Origin of the sequence: Polaribacter septentrionalilitoris (assembly GCF_009832745.1) — a bacterium.
In the GTDB taxonomy this organism is placed as follows: Bacteria; Bacteroidota; Bacteroidia; order Flavobacteriales; family Flavobacteriaceae; genus Polaribacter; species Polaribacter septentrionalilitoris.
Genome location: NZ_VRMJ01000025.1, coordinates 84,096 through 108,406, shown reverse-complemented (window position 1 = coordinate 108,406; position 24,311 = coordinate 84,096). Strand labels below are relative to the sequence as shown.

Annotated in this window: 24 protein-coding genes and 1 pseudogene; 8 read left to right on the top strand and 17 right to left on the bottom strand. The window is 29.3% G+C overall.

Annotated features, from left to right (window positions below; all coding sequences use genetic code 11):
* Positions 1 to 19: 19 nt before the first annotated feature.
* Both FP421_RS05020 and FP421_RS05015 read left to right on the top strand, forming a co-directional pair.
* Positions 20 to 823 (top strand): alpha-1,2-fucosyltransferase, encoded by an 804-nt coding sequence (locus FP421_RS05020; RefSeq protein ID WP_159948560.1) that lies wholly within the window; start codon positions 20 to 22, stop codon positions 821 to 823.
* Positions 820 to 1,566, top strand: a complete 747-nt coding sequence (locus FP421_RS05015; RefSeq protein WP_236548040.1) for a glycosyltransferase family 25 protein — start codon at positions 820 to 822, stop codon at positions 1,564 to 1,566. Before FP421_RS05020 ends, FP421_RS05015 begins: the two co-directional genes overlap by 4 nt.
* Here FP421_RS05015 and FP421_RS05010 read toward each other — a convergent pair whose 3' ends face one another.
* Together FP421_RS05010 and FP421_RS05005 are read right to left on the bottom strand one after the other, a co-directional pair.
* The gene (locus tag FP421_RS05010; RefSeq protein ID WP_159948227.1) at positions 1,567 to 2,325 is read right to left on the bottom strand and encodes a glycosyltransferase family 2 protein; all 759 of its coding nucleotides are present in this window, start codon (positions 2,323 to 2,325) and stop codon (positions 1,567 to 1,569) included. It abuts the gene before it with no gap.
* A gap of 8 nt (positions 2,326 to 2,333) precedes the next feature.
* Entirely contained in the window at positions 2,334 to 3,149 is an 816-nt protein-coding gene (locus FP421_RS05005; RefSeq protein WP_159948225.1) for a 2,3,4,5-tetrahydropyridine-2,6-dicarboxylate N-succinyltransferase, read from the bottom strand.
* A 123-nt stretch (positions 3,150 to 3,272) separates the two neighbouring features.
* Between FP421_RS05005 and ruvX the strand changes: the two genes are divergently transcribed.
* From ruvX to mazG, 4 genes are all read left to right on the top strand, one after another.
* Complete coding sequence (gene ruvX, locus FP421_RS05000) at positions 3,273 to 3,683, top strand: Holliday junction resolvase RuvX (RefSeq protein WP_159948223.1); 411 nt, start codon at positions 3,273 to 3,275, stop codon at positions 3,681 to 3,683.
* A 79-nt stretch (positions 3,684 to 3,762) separates the two neighbouring features.
* The gene (gene def, locus FP421_RS04995) at positions 3,763 to 4,353 is read left to right on the top strand and encodes a peptide deformylase (protein ID WP_159948221.1); all 591 of its coding nucleotides are present in this window, start codon (positions 3,763 to 3,765) and stop codon (positions 4,351 to 4,353) included.
* A 47-nt stretch (positions 4,354 to 4,400) separates the two neighbouring features.
* The gene (locus FP421_RS04990) at positions 4,401 to 4,823 is read left to right on the top strand and encodes a DUF5606 family protein (RefSeq protein WP_159948219.1); all 423 of its coding nucleotides are present in this window, start codon (positions 4,401 to 4,403) and stop codon (positions 4,821 to 4,823) included.
* Positions 4,823 to 5,602, top strand: a complete 780-nt coding sequence (gene mazG / locus FP421_RS04985) for a nucleoside triphosphate pyrophosphohydrolase (protein WP_159948217.1) — start codon at positions 4,823 to 4,825, stop codon at positions 5,600 to 5,602. The genes FP421_RS04990 and mazG overlap by 1 nt, the downstream gene beginning before the upstream one ends.
* A gap of 5 nt (positions 5,603 to 5,607) precedes the next feature.
* Here the strand turns inward: mazG and FP421_RS04980 are convergent, their stop codons facing one another.
* The 7 genes from FP421_RS04980 to FP421_RS04950 all read right to left on the bottom strand — a co-directional run bounded on the left by FP421_RS04980 (position 5,608) and on the right by FP421_RS04950 (position 13,198).
* The gene (locus tag FP421_RS04980; protein WP_159948215.1) at positions 5,608 to 6,567 is read right to left on the bottom strand and encodes a glycosyltransferase; all 960 of its coding nucleotides are present in this window, start codon (positions 6,565 to 6,567) and stop codon (positions 5,608 to 5,610) included.
* 254 nt (positions 6,568 to 6,821) lie between these two features.
* Positions 6,822 to 7,628, bottom strand: coding sequence for an enoyl-ACP reductase FabI (locus tag FP421_RS04975; RefSeq protein WP_159948213.1), 807 nt, complete (start codon positions 7,626 to 7,628; stop codon positions 6,822 to 6,824).
* Between the two features lie 112 nt (positions 7,629 to 7,740).
* Positions 7,741 to 9,393, bottom strand: coding sequence for a DNA repair protein RecN (gene recN, locus FP421_RS04970; protein ID WP_159948211.1), 1,653 nt, complete (start codon positions 9,391 to 9,393; stop codon positions 7,741 to 7,743).
* 46 nt (positions 9,394 to 9,439) lie between these two features.
* Positions 9,440 to 11,611 carry a peptidase domain-containing ABC transporter gene (locus tag FP421_RS04965; protein ID WP_159948209.1) on the bottom strand — a complete coding sequence of 724 codons (2,172 nt, stop codon included), beginning with the start codon at positions 11,609 to 11,611 and terminating at the stop codon, positions 9,440 to 9,442.
* On the bottom strand, positions 11,604 to 12,131 hold the full coding sequence (locus tag FP421_RS04960) for a TlpA family protein disulfide reductase (protein ID WP_159948207.1): 528 nt from the start codon (positions 12,129 to 12,131) through the stop codon (positions 11,604 to 11,606). Before FP421_RS04960 ends, FP421_RS04965 begins: the two co-directional genes overlap by 8 nt.
* Positions 12,132 to 12,133: 2 nt before the next feature.
* Positions 12,134 to 12,763: a hypothetical protein gene (locus FP421_RS04955; protein WP_159948205.1), complete on the bottom strand. Its 630-nt coding sequence runs from the start codon at positions 12,761 to 12,763 to the stop codon at positions 12,134 to 12,136.
* A gap of 231 nt (positions 12,764 to 12,994) precedes the next feature.
* On the bottom strand, positions 12,995 to 13,198 hold the full coding sequence (locus FP421_RS04950; RefSeq protein WP_159948203.1) for a hypothetical protein: 204 nt from the start codon (positions 13,196 to 13,198) through the stop codon (positions 12,995 to 12,997).
* Positions 13,199 to 13,552: 354 nt separating this feature from the next.
* On the opposite strand from FP421_RS04950, the gene FP421_RS04945 reads away from it, so the two are divergent.
* Complete coding sequence (locus FP421_RS04945; protein WP_159948201.1) at positions 13,553 to 13,762, top strand: helix-turn-helix domain-containing protein; 210 nt, start codon at positions 13,553 to 13,555, stop codon at positions 13,760 to 13,762.
* Positions 13,763 to 13,834: 72 nt separating this feature from the next.
* On the opposite strand, the gene porD is transcribed toward FP421_RS04945, so the two are convergent.
* The 7 genes and pseudogenes from porD to FP421_RS04910 all read right to left on the bottom strand — a co-directional run bounded on the left by porD (position 13,835) and on the right by FP421_RS04910 (position 19,771).
* On the bottom strand, positions 13,835 to 14,725 hold the full coding sequence (porD, locus tag FP421_RS04940; protein ID WP_159948199.1) for a type IX secretion system protein PorD: 891 nt from the start codon (positions 14,723 to 14,725) through the stop codon (positions 13,835 to 13,837).
* The gene (gene coaBC, locus FP421_RS04935; RefSeq protein ID WP_159948197.1) at positions 14,718 to 15,929 is read right to left on the bottom strand and encodes a bifunctional phosphopantothenoylcysteine decarboxylase/phosphopantothenate--cysteine ligase CoaBC; all 1,212 of its coding nucleotides are present in this window, start codon (positions 15,927 to 15,929) and stop codon (positions 14,718 to 14,720) included. The genes porD and coaBC overlap by 8 nt, the downstream gene beginning before the upstream one ends.
* Positions 15,929 to 16,249, bottom strand: coding sequence for a DNA-directed RNA polymerase subunit omega (locus FP421_RS04930; RefSeq protein ID WP_159948195.1), 321 nt, complete (start codon positions 16,247 to 16,249; stop codon positions 15,929 to 15,931). Before FP421_RS04930 ends, coaBC begins: the two co-directional genes overlap by 1 nt.
* A 6-nt stretch (positions 16,250 to 16,255) precedes the next feature.
* Entirely contained in the window at positions 16,256 to 17,119 is an 864-nt protein-coding gene (locus tag FP421_RS04925) for an outer membrane protein assembly factor BamD (protein WP_159948192.1), read from the bottom strand.
* A gap of 153 nt (positions 17,120 to 17,272) precedes the next feature.
* Complete coding sequence (gene dapA, locus FP421_RS04920) at positions 17,273 to 18,148, bottom strand: 4-hydroxy-tetrahydrodipicolinate synthase (protein WP_159948190.1); 876 nt, start codon at positions 18,146 to 18,148, stop codon at positions 17,273 to 17,275.
* A gap of 97 nt (positions 18,149 to 18,245) precedes the next feature.
* Positions 18,246 to 18,767, bottom strand: a complete 522-nt coding sequence (locus tag FP421_RS04915; protein ID WP_236548039.1) for a DUF6913 domain-containing protein — start codon at positions 18,765 to 18,767, stop codon at positions 18,246 to 18,248.
* 32 nt (positions 18,768 to 18,799) lie between these two features.
* Positions 18,800 to 19,771 (bottom strand): annotated as a pseudogene (locus tag FP421_RS04910) (esterase-like activity of phytase family protein).
* Between the two features lie 185 nt (positions 19,772 to 19,956).
* Here FP421_RS04910 and FP421_RS04900 point away from each other — a divergent pair.
* Positions 19,957 to 20,340, top strand: coding sequence for a DoxX family protein (locus FP421_RS04900; RefSeq protein WP_159948184.1), 384 nt, complete (start codon positions 19,957 to 19,959; stop codon positions 20,338 to 20,340).
* 302 nt (positions 20,341 to 20,642) lie between these two features.
* On the opposite strand, the gene FP421_RS04895 is transcribed toward FP421_RS04900, so the two are convergent.
* Complete coding sequence (locus FP421_RS04895) at positions 20,643 to 24,296, bottom strand: ABC transporter permease/M1 family aminopeptidase (RefSeq protein ID WP_159948182.1); 3,654 nt, start codon at positions 24,294 to 24,296, stop codon at positions 20,643 to 20,645.
* Between the last annotated feature and the right edge of the window lie 15 nt (positions 24,297 to 24,311).

The window sequence follows — 24,311 nt, the reverse complement described above, 5'->3', positions numbered from 1 at the left end:
ATACAAATAGTAACTATTGATGATTATTGTAAGAATACTTGGTGGACTTGGAAATCAGATGTTTCAGTATGCGTATGCAAGAGCATTGTCTTTAAACGGTTATGATGTTCAATTAGACATTTCTAAGTTTAAAAAATACAAATTACATGGTGGTTATCAATTAGATAAATATAAAATTGATTTAAAACCGGCTAAACCTTTGTCCGTATTTTTAGGGAAAGTTGGTTTAAAACCGACTAAAAAAGAAGAAAGTTTACTTTTTAATTCGGACTTTAAGACTTTAAAAGGAAACGAATATGTTAAAGGTTATTTTCAAACAGAAAAATATTTTAAGGAAATTAGAGAAACTTTGTTAAATGAGTTTATTATCAAACAAAAACTATCTTCGCAAACTCAAGAAATGGAACAACAAATTTTAACTTCAAAAAATAGTTGTTCTTTACATATTAGAAGAGGAGATTATATTTCTGATGAAAAAGCCAACAAAGTTCATGGTACTTGTAATTTGGATTATTATAAAAAAGCAATTCAAATCATCAATAAAAAGTATTCTAACACTACATTTTTTATCTTTTCTGATGATATTTCTTGGACACAAGAAAATTTAAAAGTTGAAAAAGCTGTTTTTGTTGATGTAAAATCGATTCCGCATGAAGATCTTTACCTAATGAGTGTATGTAAAAATAACATTACAGCTAATAGTAGTTTTTCTTGGTGGGGCGCTTGGTTGAATAAAAATCAGCATAAAACTGTAATTTCACCTAAAAATTGGTTTGTAGAAAAAGAAAATGAAGTAGCTTGTGAAAACTGGATGCAACTATGAGTACATATAAATTCTACTATATAAACCTTGATAAAAGCAAAGATCGTAGAGATTTTATGGAAAATCAGTTTAAAAAACTGAATATTCCAATTACAAGAATGCCTGCTGTTTACGGTAAAGAATTACCTTCAAGTTTTTTAAAAAAAGCAAAAAAACAGCATCAAATTTTAACTCATTTTCCATATTTAAACGATGGTGAAATCGGTTTAACAAAAACATATTTTGATTTATGGAAAATTGTAGCAAAACAAAAAGAAGATTTTTCTATTATTTTGGAAGATGACGCTTTAATTAATGAAAAATTCTTTAAAGATTTACAGAATATTCTTTTAGAGATCACCACCAACGATTTTATTGATATTGCAGGAAGAAAAGGTTTTTATACATTGAAAAAAAATAGCAATTTAACCACATATTTAATACCAGCACTACAAACAACAGGACAAATTATTGGTAAAGAAGCTGCTAAAACACTTGCACAAAACTTAACTACATATTATGCACCAATAGATGTTTTAAAACAAGATATTTTTAAACATAAAGTAAAAGTTTATACTACCAATAAATGTTATGTTATTAGTAATGATAAAAACCTTGGTGGAACTACACTTCAACAAAAAAAGATGCCAAAAGTAAAAAAAATATTGAGAGAAGTTACAAGACCTTTTTGGCAAATTATTACCTTAATTACTTATAAATTGCAAAGATGCATAAGAAACTATATCTTTTATAAAAAGCTATAATTATTCTTTAATACCTCGATTCAACAACCAAAGTTTGATGTATCTTGAATACACACCATAAGCCTGTGTTCTTGCGAAAATATACCCAGGAAAACCATCAAGAAAACCAAATCTAATAAAATAGTGAATAAAAAACCTTGCAGCTGGCTTTATTACAATATGAAACAAATAATTAACTTTTTTCCCTTTTTCGAAATATTGCTTACCTCTTAATTGTGCATAATGATTCATTTTAGAAATATAATGATCATAATTTTTATAAGAGTAATGTTCAATTTTATTTTTAAAAAAACCTAATTTACCTTTAGCAGCAATCGTTTCGTGAACAGGACTTCCGTCATATCTGCATGAATCTTTTAAAAATAAACGAACTACTTTATCTCTTTGACAGCCACCATAATCTAGACGTTTGCCACAGAAATAAAATGTTCTTCTAACATAAAAACCAACAAAATCTTTAGGTTCTTTTACTGCTTCTAAAATTTCCTTTTCCACATCTGGAGTAACTCTTTCATCCGCATCTAAAATATAAATCCAAGGATGCTTTGCTTGGTCAATAGCAAAATTTTTTTGAGAAGAAAAATCATCAAACTTTCGTTTGATGATTTTTACTTTATGCTTTTCAGCGATTTCAATAGTTCTATCTGTACTGTAAGAGTCTATAACTATGATTTCATCCGCAAAACTAACCGATTGGATCGCTTCGTCTATATGAATTTCTTCATTTAAAGTAGGTATAATTGCGGTAATCTTTGTCATAGAATATTTTATACAGCTACATCGTACTCACGCAAAGCGTCGTTAAGTGATGTTTTTTTGTTGGTACTTTCTTTTCTTTTTCCAATAATTAAGGCACAAGGCACATTGTATTCTCCAGCAGCAAATTTTTTTGTGTAACTACCAGGAATCACTACAGATCTTGCAGGAACTACTCCTTTAGTTTCAATGGGTTCATCACCTGTAACATCAATAATTTTGGTACTCATTGTCAACACAACATTTGCACCTAAAACTGCTTCTTTTTCTACTCTTACTCCTTCTACTACTATACATCTAGATCCTATAAAAGCACCATCTTCTATAATCACTGGAGCTGCTTGTAATGGCTCTAAAACACCACCAATACCAACACCACCAGATAAATGCACATTTTTACCAATCTGCGCACAAGAACCTACTGTGGCCCAAGTATCAACCATGGTACCTTCATCAACGTGTGCACCTATATTAACGTAACTTGGCATTAATATTGTACCTGGAGAAATATAAGCTCCATGTCTTGCAACTGCATTTGGCACTACTCTAATTCCTCTTTCTGCAAAGTTTTTCTTTAACGGGATTTTATCATGATATTCAAAAATACCAGCTTCTAAAGTTTCCATTTTTTGAATTGGGAAATATAAAACCACGGCTTTTTTTACCCATTCGTTTACTTGCCAACCATCTTCTACTGGTTCTGCAACTCTTAATTCTCCTTTATCTAATAAATCAACAACTTTTCTAATTGTATTGACTGTATTCTCATCTTGTAGCAACTCTCTGTTTTCCCATGCTGCTTCAATGATTTCTCTAATTTCTTTCATGGTAATGATTTAATTTGTGCAAATATAAATTTATCAGCAAAAAATCGATACGAATATACATTTTTTAAACATATTATCCATCCTTGTTTAAATTCTTAGATTTGCAAAAAAATAAATTAAATTTTGGGACGAATTATAGCCATCGATTTTGGGGAGAAAAAAACAGGAATTGCAGTAACTGATGAATTGCAAATTATAGCATCTGGCTTAACTACTATTGCTACAAAGGATGTAATTTCTTTTTTGAAAGATTATATTTCTAAGGAAAATGTAGAACTTTTTGTGGTTGGAAAACCCAAACAAATGGACAATTCTGATAGCCAAAGTGAAGCTTTAATTATTCCTTTTTTAGAAAAATTATCTAAAGAAATCCCAAACATTTTAATACAAAGAGTTGATGAACGTTTTACTTCTAAAATGGCATTTCAAACCATGATTGATAGCGGATTAAAAAGAAAACAAAGAAGAAATAAGGGGTTAATTGATGAAATTAGCGCTACTATTATTTTGCAATCGTATTTATACAATCAATAATTTAGGAATAAATTCGCTATTTAAAATTTGGAATAACGAGTTTTGAAATTGTACTTTTGCAAAATCAAAAATTAGTGAAATGATATTACCAGTTGTAGCTTACGGAGATCCTGTTTTACGTAAAGTTTGTCAAAAAATTGACAAAGATTACCCTAATTTGGAAACCCTAATTGCCAATATGAGAGAGACTATGTATAATGCTTCTGGTGTTGGTTTAGCAGCTCCACAAATTGGTAAAGCCATTCGTTTGTTTGTTATTGATGCTTCTCCTTTTGCTGATGATGAAGACATCTCTGAAAAAGATAGAATAGTTTTAAAAGACTTTAATAAAGTTTTTATAAATGCTCAAATTTTAGAAGAAGAAGGTGATGAATGGGTATTTAACGAAGGTTGTTTAAGCATCCCTGATGTTCGTGAAGACGTTTTTCGTCAACCAAAAATTAAGATAGAATATCAAGATGAAAACTTTGACAAACATACAGAAGTTTTAGATGGTTTAGCAGCAAGAGTTTTTCAACATGAATATGATCATATTGAAGGTATTTTGTTTACAGACAAACTATCATCACTCAAAAAAAGATTGATCAAGAAAAAGTTAGAAAATATATCAAAAGGAAAAATTAGAGCAGATTACAGAATGCGTTTCCCTAATGCAAAAAAAGGTAAATAACCTCTCGACATTGCTCGAGATGACAAAAAAAATAGACAAATTACAAAATGGAGTTTAGTAAAATTATATCCGTAACTGGTAAACCAGGATTATTTCAAGTGATTTCTCAATCAAAAAATGCAGTAATTGCAGAGTCTTTAATTGAGAAAAAACGTTTGGCAATTAACGCAACTCAAAATGTGAGTTTGTTAGAAAATATCGCTATCTATACTTATGAAGAAGACATGCCTTTGTGGGATGTTTTTACTGCTATCAATAATAAAACTGAAGGTGCAGAAGCTATTTCTCATAAAGAAAGTGGAAAAAAACTTGAAGCTTTTTTCTTAGAAGTATTGCCAAATTATGATGATGAAAGAGTGTATACATCTAACATAAAAAAGGTAATTCAGTGGTATAATATTTTAGTGAAAGCAGGAATGGATTTTTCTAAAGTTGAAGAAACTACAGAAGAAACTGAAGCAGAATCTTAATGAACTCCAGAAAAGATCAGTTAACAGCAATTAACAGGTTGTTAGATATTATGGACGACCTAAGGGAAAAATGCCCTTGGGATAAAAAACAAACTTTAGAAAGTTTACGCCATCTAACTATCGAAGAAACTTACGAGCTTGCTGATGCTATTCTAGACAATGACTTAACAGAAATTAAAAAAGAATTGGGCGATGTGTTATTACACATCGTTTTTTATGCAAAAATAGGAAGTGAAAAAAGTGCTTTTGACATTGCTGATGTTGCCAATTCTATTTGTGATAAATTGATAGAAAGACACCCTCATATTTACGGTGATATAAAAGTTGAAAATGAGGACGATGTAAAACGCAATTGGGAACAAATTAAACTAAAAGAAGGTAAAAGTTCAGTTTTAGAAGGTGTTCCTAAAAGTTTACCTGCTGTTGTAAAAGCTAATAGAATTCAAGATAAAGTTGCTGGAGTTGGTTTTGACTGGGAGAAACCAGAACAAGTTTGGGAAAAAGTTCAAGAAGAACTTTCTGAACTCAATGAAGAGGTTGTAAAAGGAAACCAGCAAAACATTGAAAAAGAATTTGGTGACGTACTTTTTTCTATGATAAATTACGCACGTTTTATTGGCGTTAATCCAGAAAATGCGTTAGAAAAAACAAATAAGAAATTCATCAATCGTTTTCAGTTTTTAGAAGCTGCTGCTAAGAAAGAAGGTAAACAACTTTCGGAAATGTCTTTAACTGAAATGGATGTTTACTGGGAGAAATCTAAAGCCTTTTTTAAATAAATCTTTTATTTATTTTTCTTCAGATAGAACTGACTTTCTAAAAAACCTAAACCATAGCCTAAAAACTGAGTTATTGTAGTAATTAAGCTTAAAAAACCTACTCTAAATCCGTTTTGAAAAGTAGAATCTATAAACAAAACCAAAAAATAGACATAATACATTCCTAATAGTGAGAATTCTCCAAAAATTGCGAATAAAATACTGATGTCTAGCCCAATGATAAATAAACTTGGAAACCAATAGGTAATTTTAGATGTTCCAGGATACTTTCTATTTAAAATTGGTCTTGCTGTTCCAAAACCATAAGTTTGTTTAAAAAACTGTTTTACAGATGTTCTACGTTTATGATATACAAATGCTTCCGAAATTAACTGTGTTTTCAATCCGTTTTTCCATAACCTAAACGTCAAATCAATATCTTCTCCTGTTTTCATTTTAGAAAAACCTTGGGTGATATTGAATGCTTTTTGAGATAGCCCCATGTTAAAACTTCTAGGCTGAAATTTACCTACACTGTTATTTTTTCCTCGAATTCCACCAGTAGTTAATACAGCAGTCATAGAATAATTGATGGCTTTTTGTAAAGCTGTAAAGCTTTTATTAGCAGCATCAGGACCACCAAGAGCATCAGTAAAATTAATTTCTAAAGCTTTTTTTACTTCTGACAAATATTGTTTTGGAACAATAACATCTGAATCTAAAATGATAAAATAATTTCCTGAGGCCTTTTGCATTCCAAAATTACGACTTGCTCCTGCTCCACTGTTTTCTTTGAAAAAGTATTTTAATTTAAGTTTTGATTTGTATTTCTCAACTATTACATCACTTTTTTGAGTTGAACCATCTTCTACAATTAATACTTCAAAATCATCAGAATACTCTTGTTTTGTAAGGCTTTGTAACAACTCGTCAATTTCTTGAGGACGATTGTAAACTGGGATGATGATGCTGAAAAGAAGTTTCAAAGTTTTAAAGTTTCAAAGTTTCAAAGTTTTATACCTTTAAAACTTTCTATTTTGTAAATGTAGAAAAATAAAAAAAGTTGAAAGTTTTTATTGCTAAAAAAATTCAACTTTAAAATATTGTATAAGCTAGCAAACAAGTTTAGCCCTGATTGAAACGACATCCTTTTTTCTGTCAGTTCGAGTGATTACGCTTTTTAGCGTAATTGTATCGAGAACAGAAGAAAAAAGATATAGTGGAAAGCAGGAAATAGCTTCTACTCAAATTTTTCCATAACTGCATCACTTACACCCATATTAGAAAATCCTCCATCGTGAAATAGGTTTTGTAAAGTGACTTTTTTAGTTAAATCTGAAAACAGAGAAATGGTATAATCTGCACAATCAGCTGCAGTGGCGTTTCCTAACGGACTCATTTTTTCGGCGTATGCGATAAAGCCATCAAAACCTTTAACTCCTGTGCCTGCTGTTGTTGGCGTTGGTGACTGCGAAATGGTATTGACACGCACTTTGTGATCACGACCAAAAAAGTAACCAAAACTTCGTGCAATTGACTCTAAGAACGCCTTATTGTCTGCCATATCATTATAATCTGGAAAAACACGTTGTGCAGCCATATAGGTTAAAGCCACAATACTCCCCCACTCATTCATCGCTTTTTTGTTGTATAACACATTCATGGTTTTGTGGAAAGAAACCGCAGAAACATCCCAACCTTTTGTGGTAAAATCGTATTTTGGGTCTGTGTAATGTTTTCCTTTTCTTACGTTGACAGACATACCAATTGAGTGCAATACAAAATCAATTTTACCACCTAAAATCTCCATAGATTTCTCTACTAAGTTTTCTAAATCTTCCATAGAAGTAGCATCTGCTGGAACAATTTGAGAACCAGTTTTTTCTGCTAAAGCGTCTAACTCTCCCATTCTCATTGCAATTGGTGCATTTGTTAAGACAAATTCTGCGCCTTGTTCGTGTGCTTTTTCTGCAACTTTCCAAGCAATTGAATGCTCATTTAATGCTCCAAAAATGATTCCTTTTTTTCCTTTTAGTAAATTATTCATTGTGGTTGTTGGTTTTTAGTTGTTGGTTTTGGGTTGGTAGTATTTTTTTGTTGATCGTTTTCAATTGAGTTCTCGACTGCGCTCGAACTGACATCTATTCCTTTTCTTGTTTCTAGTTTAGTAACTCTTTTGCGTGGGTAATTGCTGAGTCAGAAATGTTTTTACCACTCAACATTTGTGCAATTTCAACAATTCTTTCATCAGTAGAAAGTTGTTTTAAATTGGTTGTAGTTACTCCATTTACCTCTTCTTTATATACTTTGTAATGATTGTTTCCTTTTGCTGCAATTTGTGGTAAGTGTGTAATAGCAATAACTTGCATATTTGTACTCATTTGCTTCATAATTGCGGCTATTTTATTAGAAACCTCTCCTGAAACTCCTGTATCTATTTCGTCAAAAATAATGGTTGGCAATTGTGTATTTGCTGATAAAACTTTTTTAACGGATAACATAATTCTTGATAACTCTCCACCAGAAGCTACTTTTTTGAGCTCTCCAAAATTACCACCTTTGTTTGCTGAGAATAGAAATTCTAACTCATCTTTTCCGTTTGAAAAATAACTTTTAGTTGGGTTGATATTGATTGAAAAACGTGCATTTTCCATACCTAAATCAGCCAACAAACTTTGTAATTCTTTGGTTAATTTTGGAATTGCGTTGTTTCTTGCTTTTGAAATCAAATTGGCGACTTTATCTAACTTTTCTGATACTCCATCAATCTCTTTTTTCTTTTGGTTGATGACATCTTCAGCAGATTCTACTTGTGCTACTTTGTGAGAAAGGCCTTCAAAAATAACTAACAACTCTTCATTAGAATTGACATAATGTTTTTTCTGTAAATTGTATAAGAGTTGTAATCTATCATTAATTTGTTCAGCTTCATTTGGATTGAAATCTACATTTTCATTAGCTGTTTCTAACTCAGCAACTATATCATCAATTTCTATTTTTACTGAGGTTATTCGTCCTGAAATCTCTTGATATTCTTTAGAAAAATCGGCTATTTTAAACAACCTATTTTCTAAGGTGTTTAATAAATTTTGAACTCCAATTTCTTCGTTTATAGAAATTTCTAAAGCCTCTGAAAGGTTGAGTTTTATATCCTCAATATTATTGAGCTTTTCTAGTGTGGTTTCTAATTCCTCTTGCTCATCAACCAAAATTTTAGCTTCTTCTAACTCTTTAAACAAATGCAAGTTGTAATCGTATTGTTGATTGGCTTCTCGTTGTTGTTGTTCGAGTTCAGAAAGTTCTTTTTTTAATTGATTGAGTTGTTGATACCCTCTTTTGTAAGAAGCTATTCGTTCTCCGTTTTTGGCTAAGGCATCTAAAATTGAAAACTGAAAATTAGTATCAGACAATTGCATGGTTTGATGTTGCGAATGCACATCAATCAATTTTGATCTCAATTCATTTAAAACAGATAACGTTACAGGAGTGTCATTTACAAATGCTCTTGATTTTCCAGAAGGTAGAATTTCTCTTCTAATAATAGTTTCTGCTTCATAATCTAAATCAACTTCATCAAAAAAATCTTCTAAACTGTAATTTGATATTGCAAGTTTTGCCTCAACAATACATTTTCTTGAAGTATCTTTTAAAGATGATAAATCTGCTCTGTTCCCCAACACCAAACCTAAAGCACCTAATAAAATCGATTTTCCTGCACCTGTTTCTCCTGTTATAATGGATAAACCTGATGAAAAATCAATAGATAACTGATTGATTAAAGCGTAATTATTTATAGAAAGTTGTTTGAGCAAATTGACTAATTTTTAAGGAATAAAATTAGTGAAAATTTATCAAACATTAAATCAACTCTTTCCAAAAATCACTATAAAAATTAGTAGTTTCCATTAATTCATGATGTTTACCATAATTTGAAATTACTCCGTTTTCTAATACATAAATTGTATCTGCAATTCGAGGTAATGAATGTAACCTATGAGAGATGAAAATAATAGTTATTTCAGATTTTAGTTTCTTTAATAATTTTAATACAAATTTTTCTGTTTTTCTGTCCATTGCAGAAGTAAATTCGTCTAATAATAATAATTGAGGTTTTTTGTATAAAACTCTCATTAATGCTATAATTTGTTTTTGACCACCAGATAAATTAATTCCTTCTTCTCCTAAAATTGTAGCAAAACCTTGTGGTAAACTATTTACAAATTCTGTAAAACCATATTGGTTACAAAAATTCTCAATGTTTTCAGGTGTATCTTCTTTACCTAATAAAATATTTGTGATTACATTTCCACTAAATATGGTTATATCTTGTGGAATAATGCCAATAATATTTCGCCAATTTTCTGTATTTATATTTGGTAAATTGTATTGATTGTTAATTAATATTTCTCCATTTTCAAAAGGATAGAATTTTTGTAATACTTGACCTAATGTACTTTTACCACTTCCGCTTTCGCCAACAATAGCAATACATTCATTTTTATTAACTGAAATATTAATATTTTTTAAGAGTTCTTTTCTACCAGCAAAACGAAAGGACAGGTTTTTAATTTTTAAAGAATTAAATTTGGATAATGCTATACTTCCTTTGTTTTCTTCTTCTATAGAAGTAAATTCATACATTCTATTAAATGCTACTTTAGCTTCATTAATTGGAATTGTAATTAATGCCAAACTTGCAACAGAAGGCAATAATGAACCAGCAATACCTAATATTGCCATTAATTCACCTAATAACATAGTTTCATTATAAACTTGTATGGATGTATAAATTAAAATTCCAATTAAAAATAACACACTAAAAATACCTGAAAAAATAGATAAGCGAACATTTATTTTTCCAAGATTAAAAACTTTCTCTTGAAAATTACCATAGATTAATTGATTTATTTTTTGAAAAACTGATTGCTTATTATTATTTTTTATAGTAGCGATACCTTGTATGGAAGTAATGTAATTACTTTCATTAAATGCGTACCCTTGCATTACTTCTTTTTGTGCATTGATAATACGTTTATTAAAACTATAAATTAATAAAAAGTAAAAAGGTAAACTTATAGAAGCAATTAAACCAGTTTTCCAAGAATAAGAAAATAAAAAACCTAAAGAAACAATTGTAACTAATATATTAATAGCTGTATTACCTATTATTTGACTTATAACCCTTTGAACACGTTGTGTGTCGTTTAGTCTTGCAACTAATTCTCCAATTTTACGAGTATCAAAAAAGGGTTTTGGTAAATGTAATAGAGAGTTATAGAAACTATCTATAATTCTATTATTAAAGTCTTTAGATTGTGTTATTAGGAAAAAGTCTCTTAATGCAGTAAACAGTATTCTAATTAATAAAAGAAAAGCAACTAAAATAATGCCTGTAATTAGTTTATTAAAATCTTTAGAAGGTAAAATATCGTCTATTAGCTTTTGAGAAAATATTGCCATTGCCATACCTAAAATAGCAATACCTAAACCTAATATAATACTAAAACTAATTAATTTAGAATCTTGTTTTATTAATTTTATAAACCATTGTTTTTTATTATTGGTTAGTGCTTTAGATTTTATAAAATTATTGTTTGGTGTTAATGTTAAGCAAGTTTTAGATTTCCAAATTTTTTCTAATTCTTCTTTAGTTAACTCAATAATACCTTTGGCTGGGTCTCCAATTATAAATTTATTATTTTCGTAAGCATAACAAATAACATAATGTTGTAAACGTTCCTCAATTACTACGTGAAGTATTAATGGTTCTTTATGGTCAATGATTGCTTGTATGTCTGCCTCATTACCCTGTGCTGTAAAACCTAATTGGTTAGATGCTTGATACAAGCCTAACAAGGTTGTACCTTGTTTTGTTGTCCCACTTAATTCTCTTAAATTTTCTAAAGAATTAGTGCCGTCATAATATTGAATAATGGATAGTAAACAGGCTACACCACAGTCTGATTGATCTTGTTGAAGTTTAAAAGTTTGTTGTATTTGTTTTCGAGTTGGTAATATTGTTTTAGTCATTTTGATATAATGCTCTTAAAATTCCGTTTGCATTTAATTGCCCTTTATGTTTTTTAACGAGTTCGTTTTTTTGATTGTAAATTAAAATATACGGAATAGAATTTGCATTAAATTGAATAGAAAAATCTCCTTTTTTATCTTCTAAAAAGATGATATTTTCTTGATTGTTTAGTTTGTGCAATTCTGCAAACTTTTTAATGGCTTCTGTTTGCTCAAAAGAAACAAAAACAAATTGAACATTTTTGAATTTGTTTAAGTTTTGACTGATACTTTTAGCTTCGTGGTGGCAAAAATCACAATCGCTATTGAAGTAAATGAAGATTGTAGAAGTGTTTTGTTTTAAGTCTGAATTTGTAAATGTAAAGTTTTCTAATGTTTTTAATTCAAACTTTGGAATGGTTTGTAATTGTTTTGCAATTTCATTTTTTTCTTTTGCCTTGGTAATTATATTATAGCCAAAATATGATAACAAACTAACAATAACTATGATTGTTATAATACCTATTTTCTTTTTTTTCATAATTAGCTCATATTTAAGGTCAGAAACACAACACTTACAACCCAAATTAATAAGCCTACGCCATAACTACTTGCTACTATAGAAAACCCTTTTTCAGTTGTTTCATTTATTTCTTTACTTATTAAATACGCTAAAATAAACCAATAAGCAATTTCAAATAAATTTAACACTTGAAAAGGATAAATAAACCAAGGATCTAAACCTTTATAACCTATAATGTTTAATGCAGACAGAGGATAAAAGTTTTGTAAATCTTCTAATGTATAATTTGTTTGAAAAAGGTAAAACCAACTAGTTTTAAAGATTATAACTAATAAAAATATAAATTCTGCTCTTACAACGATATTAAATAGTTTTTTATATTTTACGTTTTTACCAAAAATGAAACAACCAACGTCTAAAGCCATTGATGTGATAGAAATTTTTATAATTAGTAATAGAGGAATAACTAAATAACTTAACCATTTTAATTTTTCTTTATAATTAATTATATCTCTAACCTCTGTTTCTGTATAGTTTTCTATCATAGAATTGAAAATGAGGTTTTCAATATTAAGAAACTCTTTATTTAGTTGGCTAAGTATAATAGTAATTGAAGTAAGAATAATAAAAACGACTTTGTTATTTTTCATTATTTTTTATTAATTCTTTTTAAACTTAATATTATCATATATAAAAATGTACTTAATGTAGCAATAATCAAAAAACCATAATTTAAAGAAATTTTTTGACTATAGAGTTGTGATAATGTGTAGATTATTGATATAACTAATACTGTAGAAAATAAAATTAAAAATGTTTTCATATTTTTCGGCATTTAAGAACTGGCTTTACAATAGAAGTAAAGCCAGAAATATTAATAATTATTTAGGCATATTACCTGCAGCTACTGAACAAGATGCAGCAGCGAAAGACATACCTAATACAGCAGCAAATCCAAACATACCTCCTGTAAGAATTGTTGCTGCAACACTAATTGCAGCAACAGCTGCTCCGCCAGCACAAGCCATTAAAGCGTTACCACCTCCTTGTACTTTTTCCATTTGTTTTAAATCTAAAGATTTCATAATAAAATGATTTTTTAGTTATGCCATTCAATATTCAGTAAAATTTTAGAAATTGTGAATGGCTTTATTCAATTTCTAAAATATTTGAAACAAGGTTTTTGTAAAATTGCAATTTTTAACTTTCCAAACGTATAAAATAATTTTATAAATTTAAAACACAAAAAACAACTTATCAATCCCAAAAAAAGTCTAAATTATACCTTTTCTGTCTCACTGAAAACCGTGAGAAAACTAACCAATTTCAGTTACCCAAAAATTGTCTATTGCAAAAACCTGTTACAAAGTTTACCTTTGAAAAAATGTTTTGCTTATGTCTCCCATAATAATAATAATAATAATAATAATAATAGATTAATGGAGCAATTGGAAAAAGTAAGAAAAAGAATTAGATTGGCTAGATTAGAAAAAGATTTCACACAAGATTATGTTGGTGATCGATTATGTATGACTCAAAAATCATATCATAGATTAGAAACCGGTAAATCTCAACTAAAATTAGATATTCTGTTTAAGTTGGCTACTATTTTAGAGGTGGAAGTATCTTATTTTTTTAAGGGTTTATGAGTGGGCTTAAAAATTAAAACAATATGTGTTTTTTTGATTGATACTGAAATAACTTCAGCATAACGTTACACGTTAATTAATATCCTTCCACTTAGAATTGTTATTTGGAGAAATTTTTCTGAGCACTTGTGTTAGTCTATTTTGATTTCTTGTATTTGGTCCATCTGAATAGATATTCACGATTTCATCTGATTTTGCATCAAAAAATAACCGAATTAAGTAGTTACCAACAGTTTTATTAAACAAACCTTCCATAGAAATCACAGCATCTTCAATAGACTGTTTAGCAGTATTTTTATTTGAAGAAAAATTATCCAAACCTTTTCTATGATAGTTATACATTGCGTTTCTGTAGTTAACTAATTTCGGAGACAATAAATTATCAATCAATAGAAAACGATTTTGTTTCCCCACAACATTTTGCCAAGAAGCTAGTCCACTTTGTTGAGCTTGCAACATTGTATTTTGCGCTTCTTTTAAGTAAGGCTCTCCTCCTTTTAATGTAAAAGAGTCTGAATCTACACCTAAAATTACATTCACGTAAAAAACAATTGTAGATATTAAGTTACTATCAAAAGAATTTCGATTATAAATCAACGGTTCAAACTCATTGTACTTAAAGTTGAAGTCATTATCTCTAATATTTAATAATGGAGTTTCATAAGTTGCTCCATAAACTGGTCTTGTAGATTGAACTTGTAAAGTTGCTTCGAATGTATTATCATCTCTAGAAGTAATAATAATATTCATGGCACAATTAATACGTTCTTCTGGTTTTACCTCTCTATTTGTCCATTTTGTTTGATTGATGAATTCCGTTAATGCCTGTTGTAACGTTTTAAAAACCTGAGTATTTGAGCCTTGTACTTGGTTAAAATTAATATTCACCAAACAGTTTAACTCTTGAGACTTGATACTCAAAGTAACAAACAAAAACACAAAAAGGAATAAGAGTTTACGCATTAATTTGGTTTATAATTTCATTGATAATATCTTTTGCAACTTCAATTTTCGATTTTAATTCAAACGTTTTCTCATTCAAATTTGTATCAATAATAATAATTTTATTTGTGTCTGTTGCAAAACCAGCTCCTTTATCTTGTAAAGAATTTAAAACTATAGCATCTAAATTCTTTCTTTTCAATTTACTTTTTGCATTTTCTAACTCATTATTAGTTTCTAATGCAAACCCTACTAAATACTGATGTTCTTTAATTTTTCCCAAAGAAGCTAAAATATCTTTTGTGGGTGATAATTGTATCTCTAACGCAGCATCCTTCTTTTTTATTTTCTGAGTTGCCACATTTTTTGGCGTATAATCTGCCACAGCTGCAGAAAGTATTGCTATATCTACCTCTTTGTAATGTTGATGTGCAGCCTCATACATTTCTTCTGCAGAAACTACATCAATCCTTTTTACAAAAGAATGTTGAATTTGTTGGTGACTAGGACCTGAAATTAAAAATACTTCTGCGCCTAAATTTGCTGCTGCTTTGGCGATTGCAAAGCCCATTTTACCTGAAGAGTGATTTCCAATAAAACGAACAGGGTCAATGGCTTCATAGGTTGGGCCTGCAGTAATTAATACTTTTTTACCTTTTAAAGGTAATTTTGATAAAACATCATTTTCAATAAATGATACAATATCTTGAGGCTCTGCCATTCTTCCTTCTCCAACCAAACCACTGGCTAGTTCTCCAGAAGTTGCAGGAATCATTACATTTCCAAAAGATTGTAGTTTTTTTAAGCTTTCTTTTGTTGATGGATGAATGTACATGTCCAAATCCATAGCTGGTGCAAAATAAACAGGACACTTAGAAGATAAATAGGTTGCTAACAATAAATTATCGCATGTCCCATTTGCCATTTTAGACATGGTATTTGCTGTTGCTGGAGCAATAAGCATATAATCTGCCCAAAGTCCTAAATCTACATGATTATTCCACATTTCATTTTCGTCTTCTTTATCATAAAAAGTAGAATGAACAGGGTTTTTAGAAAGTGTAGAAAGTGTGAGAGGTGTTATAAAATCTTTAGACGCAGGAGTCATTATAACTTTAACTTCTGCGCCTAATTTTATAAATAAACGGACTAATGTTGCCGTTTTATAGGCGGCAATTCCGGCTGTAATACCGAGTAGAATTTTTTTACCGCTTAAAACAGACATTACTCAGCGTCTGGAGTTCTGAAATATACTTTGTCGTTTAACCATTCTTCAACAGCAATTGCAGTTGGTTTTGGTAACCTTTCGTAAAATTTAGAAACCTCTATTTGCTCTTTATTTTCGAAAACTTCTTCTAAACTATCATTATAAGTAGCAAACTCATCTAATTTATCAACTAACTCTTTTTTTAAATCTCCGTTAATTTGATTTGCTCTTTTAGCAATAATAGAAATAGCCTCATAAATATTTTGAGTAGGTGCTTCTATTTCATTTTTATCATAAGTAACTGTACTTAATGCTGCTTTTGTATCTTTATAATCCATAATTAATTATTTCTTCTTGAGTGTGTTTTCGTATTCTTTTTGTTTCGCAATTGCATCTTCCGCTTTTTTCTTTTCAGCTTTTAAGGTTGCTAACATTTTATTAGATTCTTCCATATATTTAGACTCTGGAAAACTCCTTTTTAATTTTTCATATGCTTCGATAGCGTCTTCTGCTCTATCGGGTATTCTTCTGGGAGTACTTTTCAAAACAAAATCATGTGCTGCCTTTAACCTGTAGAATAAAGCCTCTTCTTTAAATTCAGAGCCCAAATAATCAGATAGTAAATTATCAAAAGCCTGAATTGCTGCTTTATAATTCCTTAAATCATAATCAGCAGTTCTGTAGTAAGTTTTTGCAATTTCAAAATACTTTTTTTGAAGCTTGTAACGTAATTCTTTGTAATGCTTATTTGCTTCATCAAGTTTATCTGAATCTGGGTATGTATTGATAAATGTCTGAAAAGCTTCTAAGGCTTTATTTGTATCTGTTGGATCTTTACTAAAAACTGGAGAAGCTAATTTATAGCTGTAGGCAGACAAAAATGCTGCTTCTTCTGCTTTAGAACTTTTAGGGTAACTTTTTGTGAAACGATCAAAATAATAACCAGATATGCTATAATTTTTCTCGTTAAAATTAGATTGCGCTATCATAAAAGAAATACGTTCCATTTGAGGTTTACCTCTGTAAGAAGGTGTAATTTTCTCAAACAAACGCAATGCCTTAGAGTATTTTTTACTCTCATACATTTTTACAGCCATCTTATACTGCTCTTCTGCAGTACCTTTGTTTAATATTTTATGATACTCTCCACAAGAAGAAAGCAATAAAACAACTAAAAAAAGAAACGCTAAATTTTTAATTTTTTGCATCGGGCAAAATTACTAATTATTTATGGATTATTAAAACGATATTTTTCACAATAAATTGTGCTACAATAATCAGTAAAAAAAGCTTAAACAACCATTTTTACACTACTAAATATATGTTAATCTTATCCAGAAACCAAAACTAGCAATATACTCTTAGAAATTAGTAACAAAAGCAGCAATCTTTACCGTCAATTCTTGAGATGCTTTTACTAAAGGCAAACGCACATCATTTCTACAAATATTTAATTCTTGTAAAACAGTTTTTATTCCTGCAGGATTATTTTCTTCAAAAATAAAATCAATGATGTCCATCATTTTATAATGAATCTCAAAACCTTCTTTGTTATTACCTTGTAATCCATGATTAATCATCATCGAAAATTCTTTAGGAAAAGCTTGACCAATAACAGAAATAACACCAGAACCTCCTGCTAATGTAGTACCTAAAGCTAAATCGTCATCACCAGAAATTACTAGAAAATCTGCTGGTTTATCTTTTAGTAAAGTATAGTATTGTTGCTGATTATTACCTGCCTCTTTAACAGCCACAATATTTGCAAAATCATTTGCTAAGCGTATTGTAGTTGCAGGCTCCATATTTCTTGCTGTTCTTCCTGGAACATTGTATAAGATAATTGGTAAATCTGTTGCTTCTGCAATAGCTTTGTAATGTTGGTAAAAACCTTCTTGAGTTGGCTTACTATAGTATGGTGCAACAGATAGAATACCGTCTATACCTGTAAAATCTCTTGTTTTTAATTCATTAACAACTACTGCTGTATTATTACCTCCAACACCTAAAACCAAAGGCAAACGTTTATTATTTGTTTTGATAATTACATCAATAACTTCTTGCTTTTCAGATTCCGTAATTGTGGCACTTTCTCCAGTAGTACCATTTATTACTAAATAGTCTGTTCCGTTTTCAATGTTGTAATTCACCAATTTTACTAGCGCATCAAAATCTACACTTAAATCTTCTTTAAAAGGTGTAATTAAAGCAACTCCAGTTCCAACAAATTTCTGCATTATAATGTGTTTAAAAATGCAAAATTACAATTTTAAGATGGATTTAAATTAGAATTTGATGAAACTTAAAAAGAATAAACAACTTTAACCTTTACGTTTAATTTTTTATCTTTTTTAAGATAATAAGATACTTTTTTAACTCTGTAAAAAATGATTTTATTTCTTCTAAATTATTTGATATTTCCATTTGATACAGGTCTGAGTTTACATTTGAGAAACCTACTTTAAAACGAGCATTAGATTGCAATACAGCACACTCTAAATACAAGTGACTGGTATTAAAATATCCAATTAACAAATCAAAAGGTTGTTCTAAAAAACTTTGGAAATTTTCTTGCACATACTCCCCTTTCCAGTTGATGTTTTTCTCGGAAAAATGCTTAAAACTCTCTTCATCTGTTTTATTAAATTTTCTATAGCTATACATTTTCACATTTCTTACTCCCAAAATGGTTTCTAATTCTTTTAGTATATCCATTTTTGAAGAAATCTCATCAGTAGTTAAAATCCCTACTGATTGAATTATTTTTTGAGAATTAACGGTTTGACCTTTTGAATTAGAAAGTTTTTTATTGAATTGTCTTCGTATATTTTTTTCTTTTAATTTGGTAAGATTCATCAATGCAAAAATGTTTTTGGTAAAAATACTGATTATTTATTTTCGATTTCTAATAAAATAAACTGATTGATTTGTTTTCCATAAATCTGAAAATTATCATCAGCAACTAACACTAAAGATTGGTTTCCGTTTGATAGTTTTGGTCCAAATGTAATTCCCTCTATGTTATCTACTATTCCATCATTTAATTGACTTCTAATATCTTCGAAACTAAAAACTAATCTCTTTTTTAAAGGAATAAAACTGGTGTTCTTTAAAGAATCTATTTCTAAAACATTTGTAGATTCATCATCAATAACAGCTTCAAAAATTTGAACAATATTTCCGTAAGCTCCATAACCACTTTGGTAAATTCTTTCTACTATTAAAAAATGATTTTCTTTATATTCTAATAGAGCTGTAACTCCATTTAAATTAATATTTCCTTTTGCAGGTTTGGTAATATGTTCTAATTGATACGCAAATTGTTTGGTCGCTTTTTTAGTCTTTTTATCAAAATAAGTAATTCTAATTGGTGAAGCTGTTTTTTGAAAAGTTGGCTCTTCACCATCTGCATGTAAAACCCCTTCCATTGCAACCCAAAACCCATCTTTATTAATACTTTTTGATGACGCCTCAAAAGCAGCATTTTGTTTAATATTCTTAAGATTTTTTAAATGTTTTGGTAATTGATAACTGTCTAAGAATTCTCCTTTTATATTAATTTTAAAAACTGATGGTAATTTGTTTTTTCTGATAGAACCTTCACTAACTAAATAAACCACTTCTTTTTCATCAACAAAAATAGATTCCAAATCTAAAGCATTTTCATGATAGAAATTAGAAGTTGAATCTTATAAAAACACAACATTTTTAAATTTAATATTTTTAATTTTATCTGACTGAATGACAATATTCGCCTTAACATATCTTGGTTTTTCAGCATCATCAACGACTAAGTAGAAAGAATTATTTGCATAGTCTATTCCTGAAAAACCACCAAGTATTGAATTTTTAAACTGCATGGAGTCTTGAATAACATGTTCATCCAAAAAAACTATACTTGTCTTATTCGATTGATGACAAGCAAAAAACAAAACAGCAAATAATAAAAAAGGAATTGTTTTTTTCATCAAAAGAATTTTAAACAAATTTATGAGTTTGTAAGTAGAATATTGCTTTATCGTCTAAAAAATTAAATCATCCAACAATGAATAAAAAAATCATATTTCTATTGAAACTTATTGCTGCACTTATTATGCTGCAAACGTTATTCTACAAATTTGGTGGCGCTCAAGAGAGCATTAATTTGTTTACCAAATTAGCAGGAGAAAATGAAGTATTTCTAAGGATTGGTACTGGTGTTCTAGAGTTAATTGCAGCTCTCTTATTATTTGTTCCTAAAAAAATATGGATTGGCGCTTTATTAACAGTAGGTTTAATGAGCGGAGCAATTCTGTCTCATTTAACAAAAATTGGAATTGAACATAATGGTGATGGTGGCTTACTTTTTGCTTCTGCTGTTTTTATATTGATTATAGGCCTAATTGTTTTAATTTTTGACACAAAACAAAACCAAAACACAATTGTCTGATTTTTAATTTATTAGAATTGTTTTTTTGACTTTTTCTTAAAAAAAAAGGAAAACTATTTGTGATATTAGGAATTTGTTTTTACATTTGTGATGTAATTGGAAACAATTATACCTTTTAACCCCTAAATCAATACATATTAAACAAACTTATTTAGTGTTATCCCCCTAATTATTGGAGCCCCCTAAAATAACTGATAATTAACAATAAATAAAAAAGTAATATCTATTAATTTAGAACAAAAAAACCACTACAATTGTAGTGGTTTTTTCATTTAAACTATAGTTGTTTTAAAAATATGTCGTCACATTTTACGCCTGTTATCATCAGACTTAGTATCGATTAATTTATTGTACGGATCAATACCAACTTCTGTAGGTTTTTCATCAACTGTAATACTAATTTTATTATTGATTTTGGTGATTTTATGTTTTTCTAAATACAATACTTTTTCTTTTAATTTCCCATCAATCTCTTCTTCAGTAAATATTCCGATATCAATATAGTCAGCTAATGGAACAGATAAAACTGGTTTTTTCATCTTATCAGTTTTATAGGTTAAGGTATCTCCTATTTGCTCTCCATAGTAACGCTTTCCTTTTTCATCATTTCTATATTTAGAGACTTCAAACTCAATTTCTACTTCATATTTTCCATTTTCTAATTCCTTAGTTTTAGTATTTACTATCCTATTTCTATATAATGTTATGGTTTCGAACATATCTTTAATTAAGTACTGTAAAGAATCTGGAGTTACTTCTTTTATATAATTAACCATTTCTATAGAAGTAGTGTAAGGTGGTTCTTGAAACTTTACCTTCTCAACATATCGTTTTAAAGCTCTATTTAAGTTTTCTTCGCCAATATAATCACTCATCGCATAAAAAACTAAAGAACCTTTTTGATAACGAATGTAACCTTGTCCGTCATTATACATTAGTGGTTTTTCTCTTTTTGTTTCAAAAGTTCTTTGTATCAAATAATCATCTAATGCATCTTTTAAAAACCTTCTCATTTTGTTTTTTCCATGCTCATGCTCTAAAACTTTTAAAGCTACATATTCTGATAAACTTTCAGATAACATTGTTGCTCCTAAAACATCAGCTCCAATAACTTGATGTGCCCACCATTGGTGCGCTACTTCATGCACTGTTATTGCAAAAGGATAATCTACTCCGTCTTCATTGGTTTCATCTACATCTGCAATAAAACCAACACCTTCTGAAAACGGAATTGTGTTAGGAAATGATTGTGCAAAACTACCTGCTGTTCTTGGAAACTCGATAATTCTAGCTTGTTTATGCTGATAAGGGCTAAAATTCTTAGCGTTGTAATCTAAGGATGCCTTCATCCCTTTCATCATTCTATCTAAATTAAAAGTATGTGGTTTATGATAAAATATCTCTAAACTTATACCATTGTGCATTTCTTTTTTAACTTGATATTTCGCAGAATTAAACGCATAGAAATTTAAGATTTTACTATCCATTTTATAATGAAAATAGCGTCTATCATTTTCTGTCCATTCTTTCTGCAAATATCCAGGTGCAATAGCTATTTGATCTTTAGATGTAGAAACGGTTGCCTCAAAATCAATCCAATCTGAATCTTTTGAAATATACGTATCACCCAAAGCTGTAGAATCTGATGGATGTGGACGTAAATTATTTGGAGGTAAATCGTATTTTTTACGGGTTTTATTATCTGTTAATTCTCCCTGAGTTGAATAACCTAAAGTAGGAAACATCTGAAAATTATTTATAAATGTTCCGTTTTCTCTAATTGGTGAACGTTTTCTAAAATTAGTGTTTTTGTTACTTTTTACAGCAATTGCCAACTCTAAAGTATCACCTGGTAAAATTGGTTTTTTGAACTTATATATATCAAAATTTAGAATAGTATCCTCTAAAACTAAATAATTTGATTTGTTGAATTTGAAACTGCTTTCTAACGAATTATGGTTTAAAAACACACTATCAATAGGTTTATCTGTTTTATTTACCATTGTATAATTTGCAGTTGCATTGTACAACCTTTCTCTAGGAAAAATATCTACCGTTGTTTTTACAGCAACTATTCTTGGTTGAGCATAACTTTCATACTTTTTATAAGTCTTTTCCCACTTTACCGCATTTAACTCTGCTTGTTTAGAGGATGTTTTTTTGCCCTTTGCCCCAGTTTCTTGATAAATTGAGAACCCTAGTGCTAAAAAAGCTACAGAAAAAACAACTAAAGGTATTGCTGCGACTCCTTTTAATCTTGATATAGCTATTGAAACTCTCTCTGAAAATGAATTTGGAATTCCACGAACCCAAAACAAAAATGAAACAACTAGTAGTATCAATCCACATAAAATCCAATAAATTTTATAGGTCAAATAAGGTGTTAAGATTCCATAACCATTCATATCAGAGTAGCTATATCCTGGCCCCTCATTATACTTAAAGATAGCTAGTTCTATCCCTGCAAAAGTTAAAAATGGTGTACCAATTGCAATTACCAAAAGGATAAATAAACCCAAATAAGGATTTCGAATTAACGTCTGTAAAAAGATGGATAAAAATGCCCAAACTAATAAGTTTAAAAAATCAAGAAAAAATAATTCTGTAAAATAATGACCAATTTCAAAATTATAATATCCTTTATACGCTTGAAAAAACACACCAGATATCATAATAACACTCAATAAAACCAATTGCATTTTTACTAAAGCAATTACTTTAGAGAATAGTAAGGTCCAATTTGGAATTGGAGTTGCATCAACCAAATGATTAACTCTTGCAATTCCTGCCCTGTGCACCAACATACCAGCATACAAGAAGGTACATACATTGATTGCTAATCGTCCAAAAATTCTTCCACCACTTAACATTTGCCAAGTTACTGGTAAGGTTTTAGTTCCGAAGATTTCTCCTCTATTAAAAAGCGTAACTAAGAGTAAAATCAAACCAACTAAAACAATAGAAATAAAAGGCCAACTTTTAAAAATGTATTTAAAATCGATGTTGGAGAGTTTCCACATTGTTTTTAAATTCTGAACAAAAGAAAAGTTATAATTCACCTTAGGTAAAACAATTTTAGTAATTCCGCTAAAATTGGTTTTTGTAACTCTTTCTCCATTAGTTTTTCTAAAAGAAATTGAAATTGCATTCTGGCTAAAAGCAAAAAACTTATAGACCAATCCAAAAATTAAACTTGAGACTCCTAACCATAATAAACGATTGTAAATGATCATTTCTTTAATTGGAACCTGTAATTCATTTTGCTCTGACATGGTCCAATACTTTGTATAATAATTGGATGCTGCTGCTCCAAAAGGATCTAAAATAGCCAATAGACCTAGTTGATCTGGTTCCGTTAAAACACTTTCTAAAACACCTTGTCCAAACATTAAAATGATTACTGCTATGAAACCTGCAGCTACGTTTCTTGTAAAGGTTACAACCCCAAAAACAATAGCCCCAAAAAATAATACATTTGGTAAAATAAACACTAAATAAGCTTGTAAATAGGTAGTTATATTAAACTCACCAACAATATCTGGGTTTGTTCCAGGAAAACGAAATCCGATAATCATACCCAATGCAATTGATAATACAATTAAAGAAACCACAGTAATTGCACTTAAAAATTTAGCAAATAAATAGTTGGCTTTTGTAAACGGGTAAGAATACAAAATGGTGTGCATTTCACTCTTATAATCTCTATAAATGGATACCCCAATAATGGATGGAAATAAAAAAAATATAAAAATAGTTAGTAAACTAAAATTACCATAAATGTTAATTGGTGAATTTACAATTCTTGATGAACCAGTAGTAGCTGTATTTGAATCAAAAAAACCTGCAGATGCTGCTGCTAAAAAAAAGGCTAAAATTAAAAAAATTGATACATAAATATAGAAAGCTGGTCTTTTAAACCAATAATTTAATTCGTACTTGAAAATAGTTGAGAACATTTTTAATATGTTTTA

What these genes read in the sequence shown, in the direction of transcription:
- FP421_RS04975 (WP_159948213.1), bottom strand. Translation starts at nt 7,628, where the DNA reads ATGAATAATTTACTAAAAGGAAAAAAAGGAATCATTTTTGGAGCATTA.
- porD (WP_159948199.1), bottom strand. Translation starts at nt 14,725, where the DNA reads ATGCGTAAACTCTTATTCCTTTTTGTGTTTTTGTTTGTTACTTTGAGT.
- FP421_RS05020 (WP_159948560.1), top strand. Translation starts at nt 20, where the DNA reads ATGATTATTGTAAGAATACTTGGTGGACTTGGAAATCAGATGTTTCAG.
- def (WP_159948221.1), top strand. Translation starts at nt 3,763, where the DNA reads ATGATATTACCAGTTGTAGCTTACGGAGATCCTGTTTTACGTAAAGTT.
- FP421_RS04895 (WP_159948182.1), bottom strand. Translation starts at nt 24,296, where the DNA reads ATGTTCTCAACTATTTTCAAGTACGAATTAAATTATTGGTTTAAAAGA.
- FP421_RS04965 (WP_159948209.1), bottom strand. Translation starts at nt 11,611, where the DNA reads ATGACTAAAACAATATTACCAACTCGAAAACAAATACAACAAACTTTT.
- FP421_RS04945 (WP_159948201.1), top strand. Translation starts at nt 13,553, where the DNA reads ATGGAGCAATTGGAAAAAGTAAGAAAAAGAATTAGATTGGCTAGATTA.
- FP421_RS05005 (WP_159948225.1), bottom strand. Translation starts at nt 3,149, where the DNA reads ATGAAAGAAATTAGAGAAATCATTGAAGCAGCATGGGAAAACAGAGAG.
- FP421_RS04925 (WP_159948192.1), bottom strand. Translation starts at nt 17,119, where the DNA reads ATGCAAAAAATTAAAAATTTAGCGTTTCTTTTTTTAGTTGTTTTATTG.
- FP421_RS04960 (WP_159948207.1), bottom strand. Translation starts at nt 12,131, where the DNA reads ATGAAAAAAAAGAAAATAGGTATTATAACAATCATAGTTATTGTTAGT.
- FP421_RS05010 (WP_159948227.1), bottom strand. Translation starts at nt 2,325, where the DNA reads ATGACAAAGATTACCGCAATTATACCTACTTTAAATGAAGAAATTCAT.
- coaBC (WP_159948197.1), bottom strand. Translation starts at nt 15,929, where the DNA reads ATGTCTGTTTTAAGCGGTAAAAAAATTCTACTCGGTATTACAGCCGGA.
- FP421_RS04930 (WP_159948195.1), bottom strand. Translation starts at nt 16,249, where the DNA reads ATGGATTATAAAGATACAAAAGCAGCATTAAGTACAGTTACTTATGAT.
- FP421_RS04915 (WP_236548039.1), bottom strand. Translation starts at nt 18,767, where the DNA reads ATGAATCTTACCAAATTAAAAGAAAAAAATATACGAAGACAATTCAAT.
- FP421_RS04900 (WP_159948184.1), top strand. Translation starts at nt 19,957, where the DNA reads ATGAATAAAAAAATCATATTTCTATTGAAACTTATTGCTGCACTTATT.
- FP421_RS04950 (WP_159948203.1), bottom strand. Translation starts at nt 13,198, where the DNA reads ATGAAATCTTTAGATTTAAAACAAATGGAAAAAGTACAAGGAGGTGGT.
- dapA (WP_159948190.1), bottom strand. Translation starts at nt 18,148, where the DNA reads ATGCAGAAATTTGTTGGAACTGGAGTTGCTTTAATTACACCTTTTAAA.
- mazG (WP_159948217.1), top strand. Translation starts at nt 4,823, where the DNA reads ATGAACTCCAGAAAAGATCAGTTAACAGCAATTAACAGGTTGTTAGAT.
- FP421_RS04990 (WP_159948219.1), top strand. Translation starts at nt 4,401, where the DNA reads ATGGAGTTTAGTAAAATTATATCCGTAACTGGTAAACCAGGATTATTT.
- FP421_RS04955 (WP_159948205.1), bottom strand. Translation starts at nt 12,763, where the DNA reads ATGAAAAATAACAAAGTCGTTTTTATTATTCTTACTTCAATTACTATT.
- FP421_RS05015 (WP_236548040.1), top strand. Translation starts at nt 820, where the DNA reads ATGAGTACATATAAATTCTACTATATAAACCTTGATAAAAGCAAAGAT.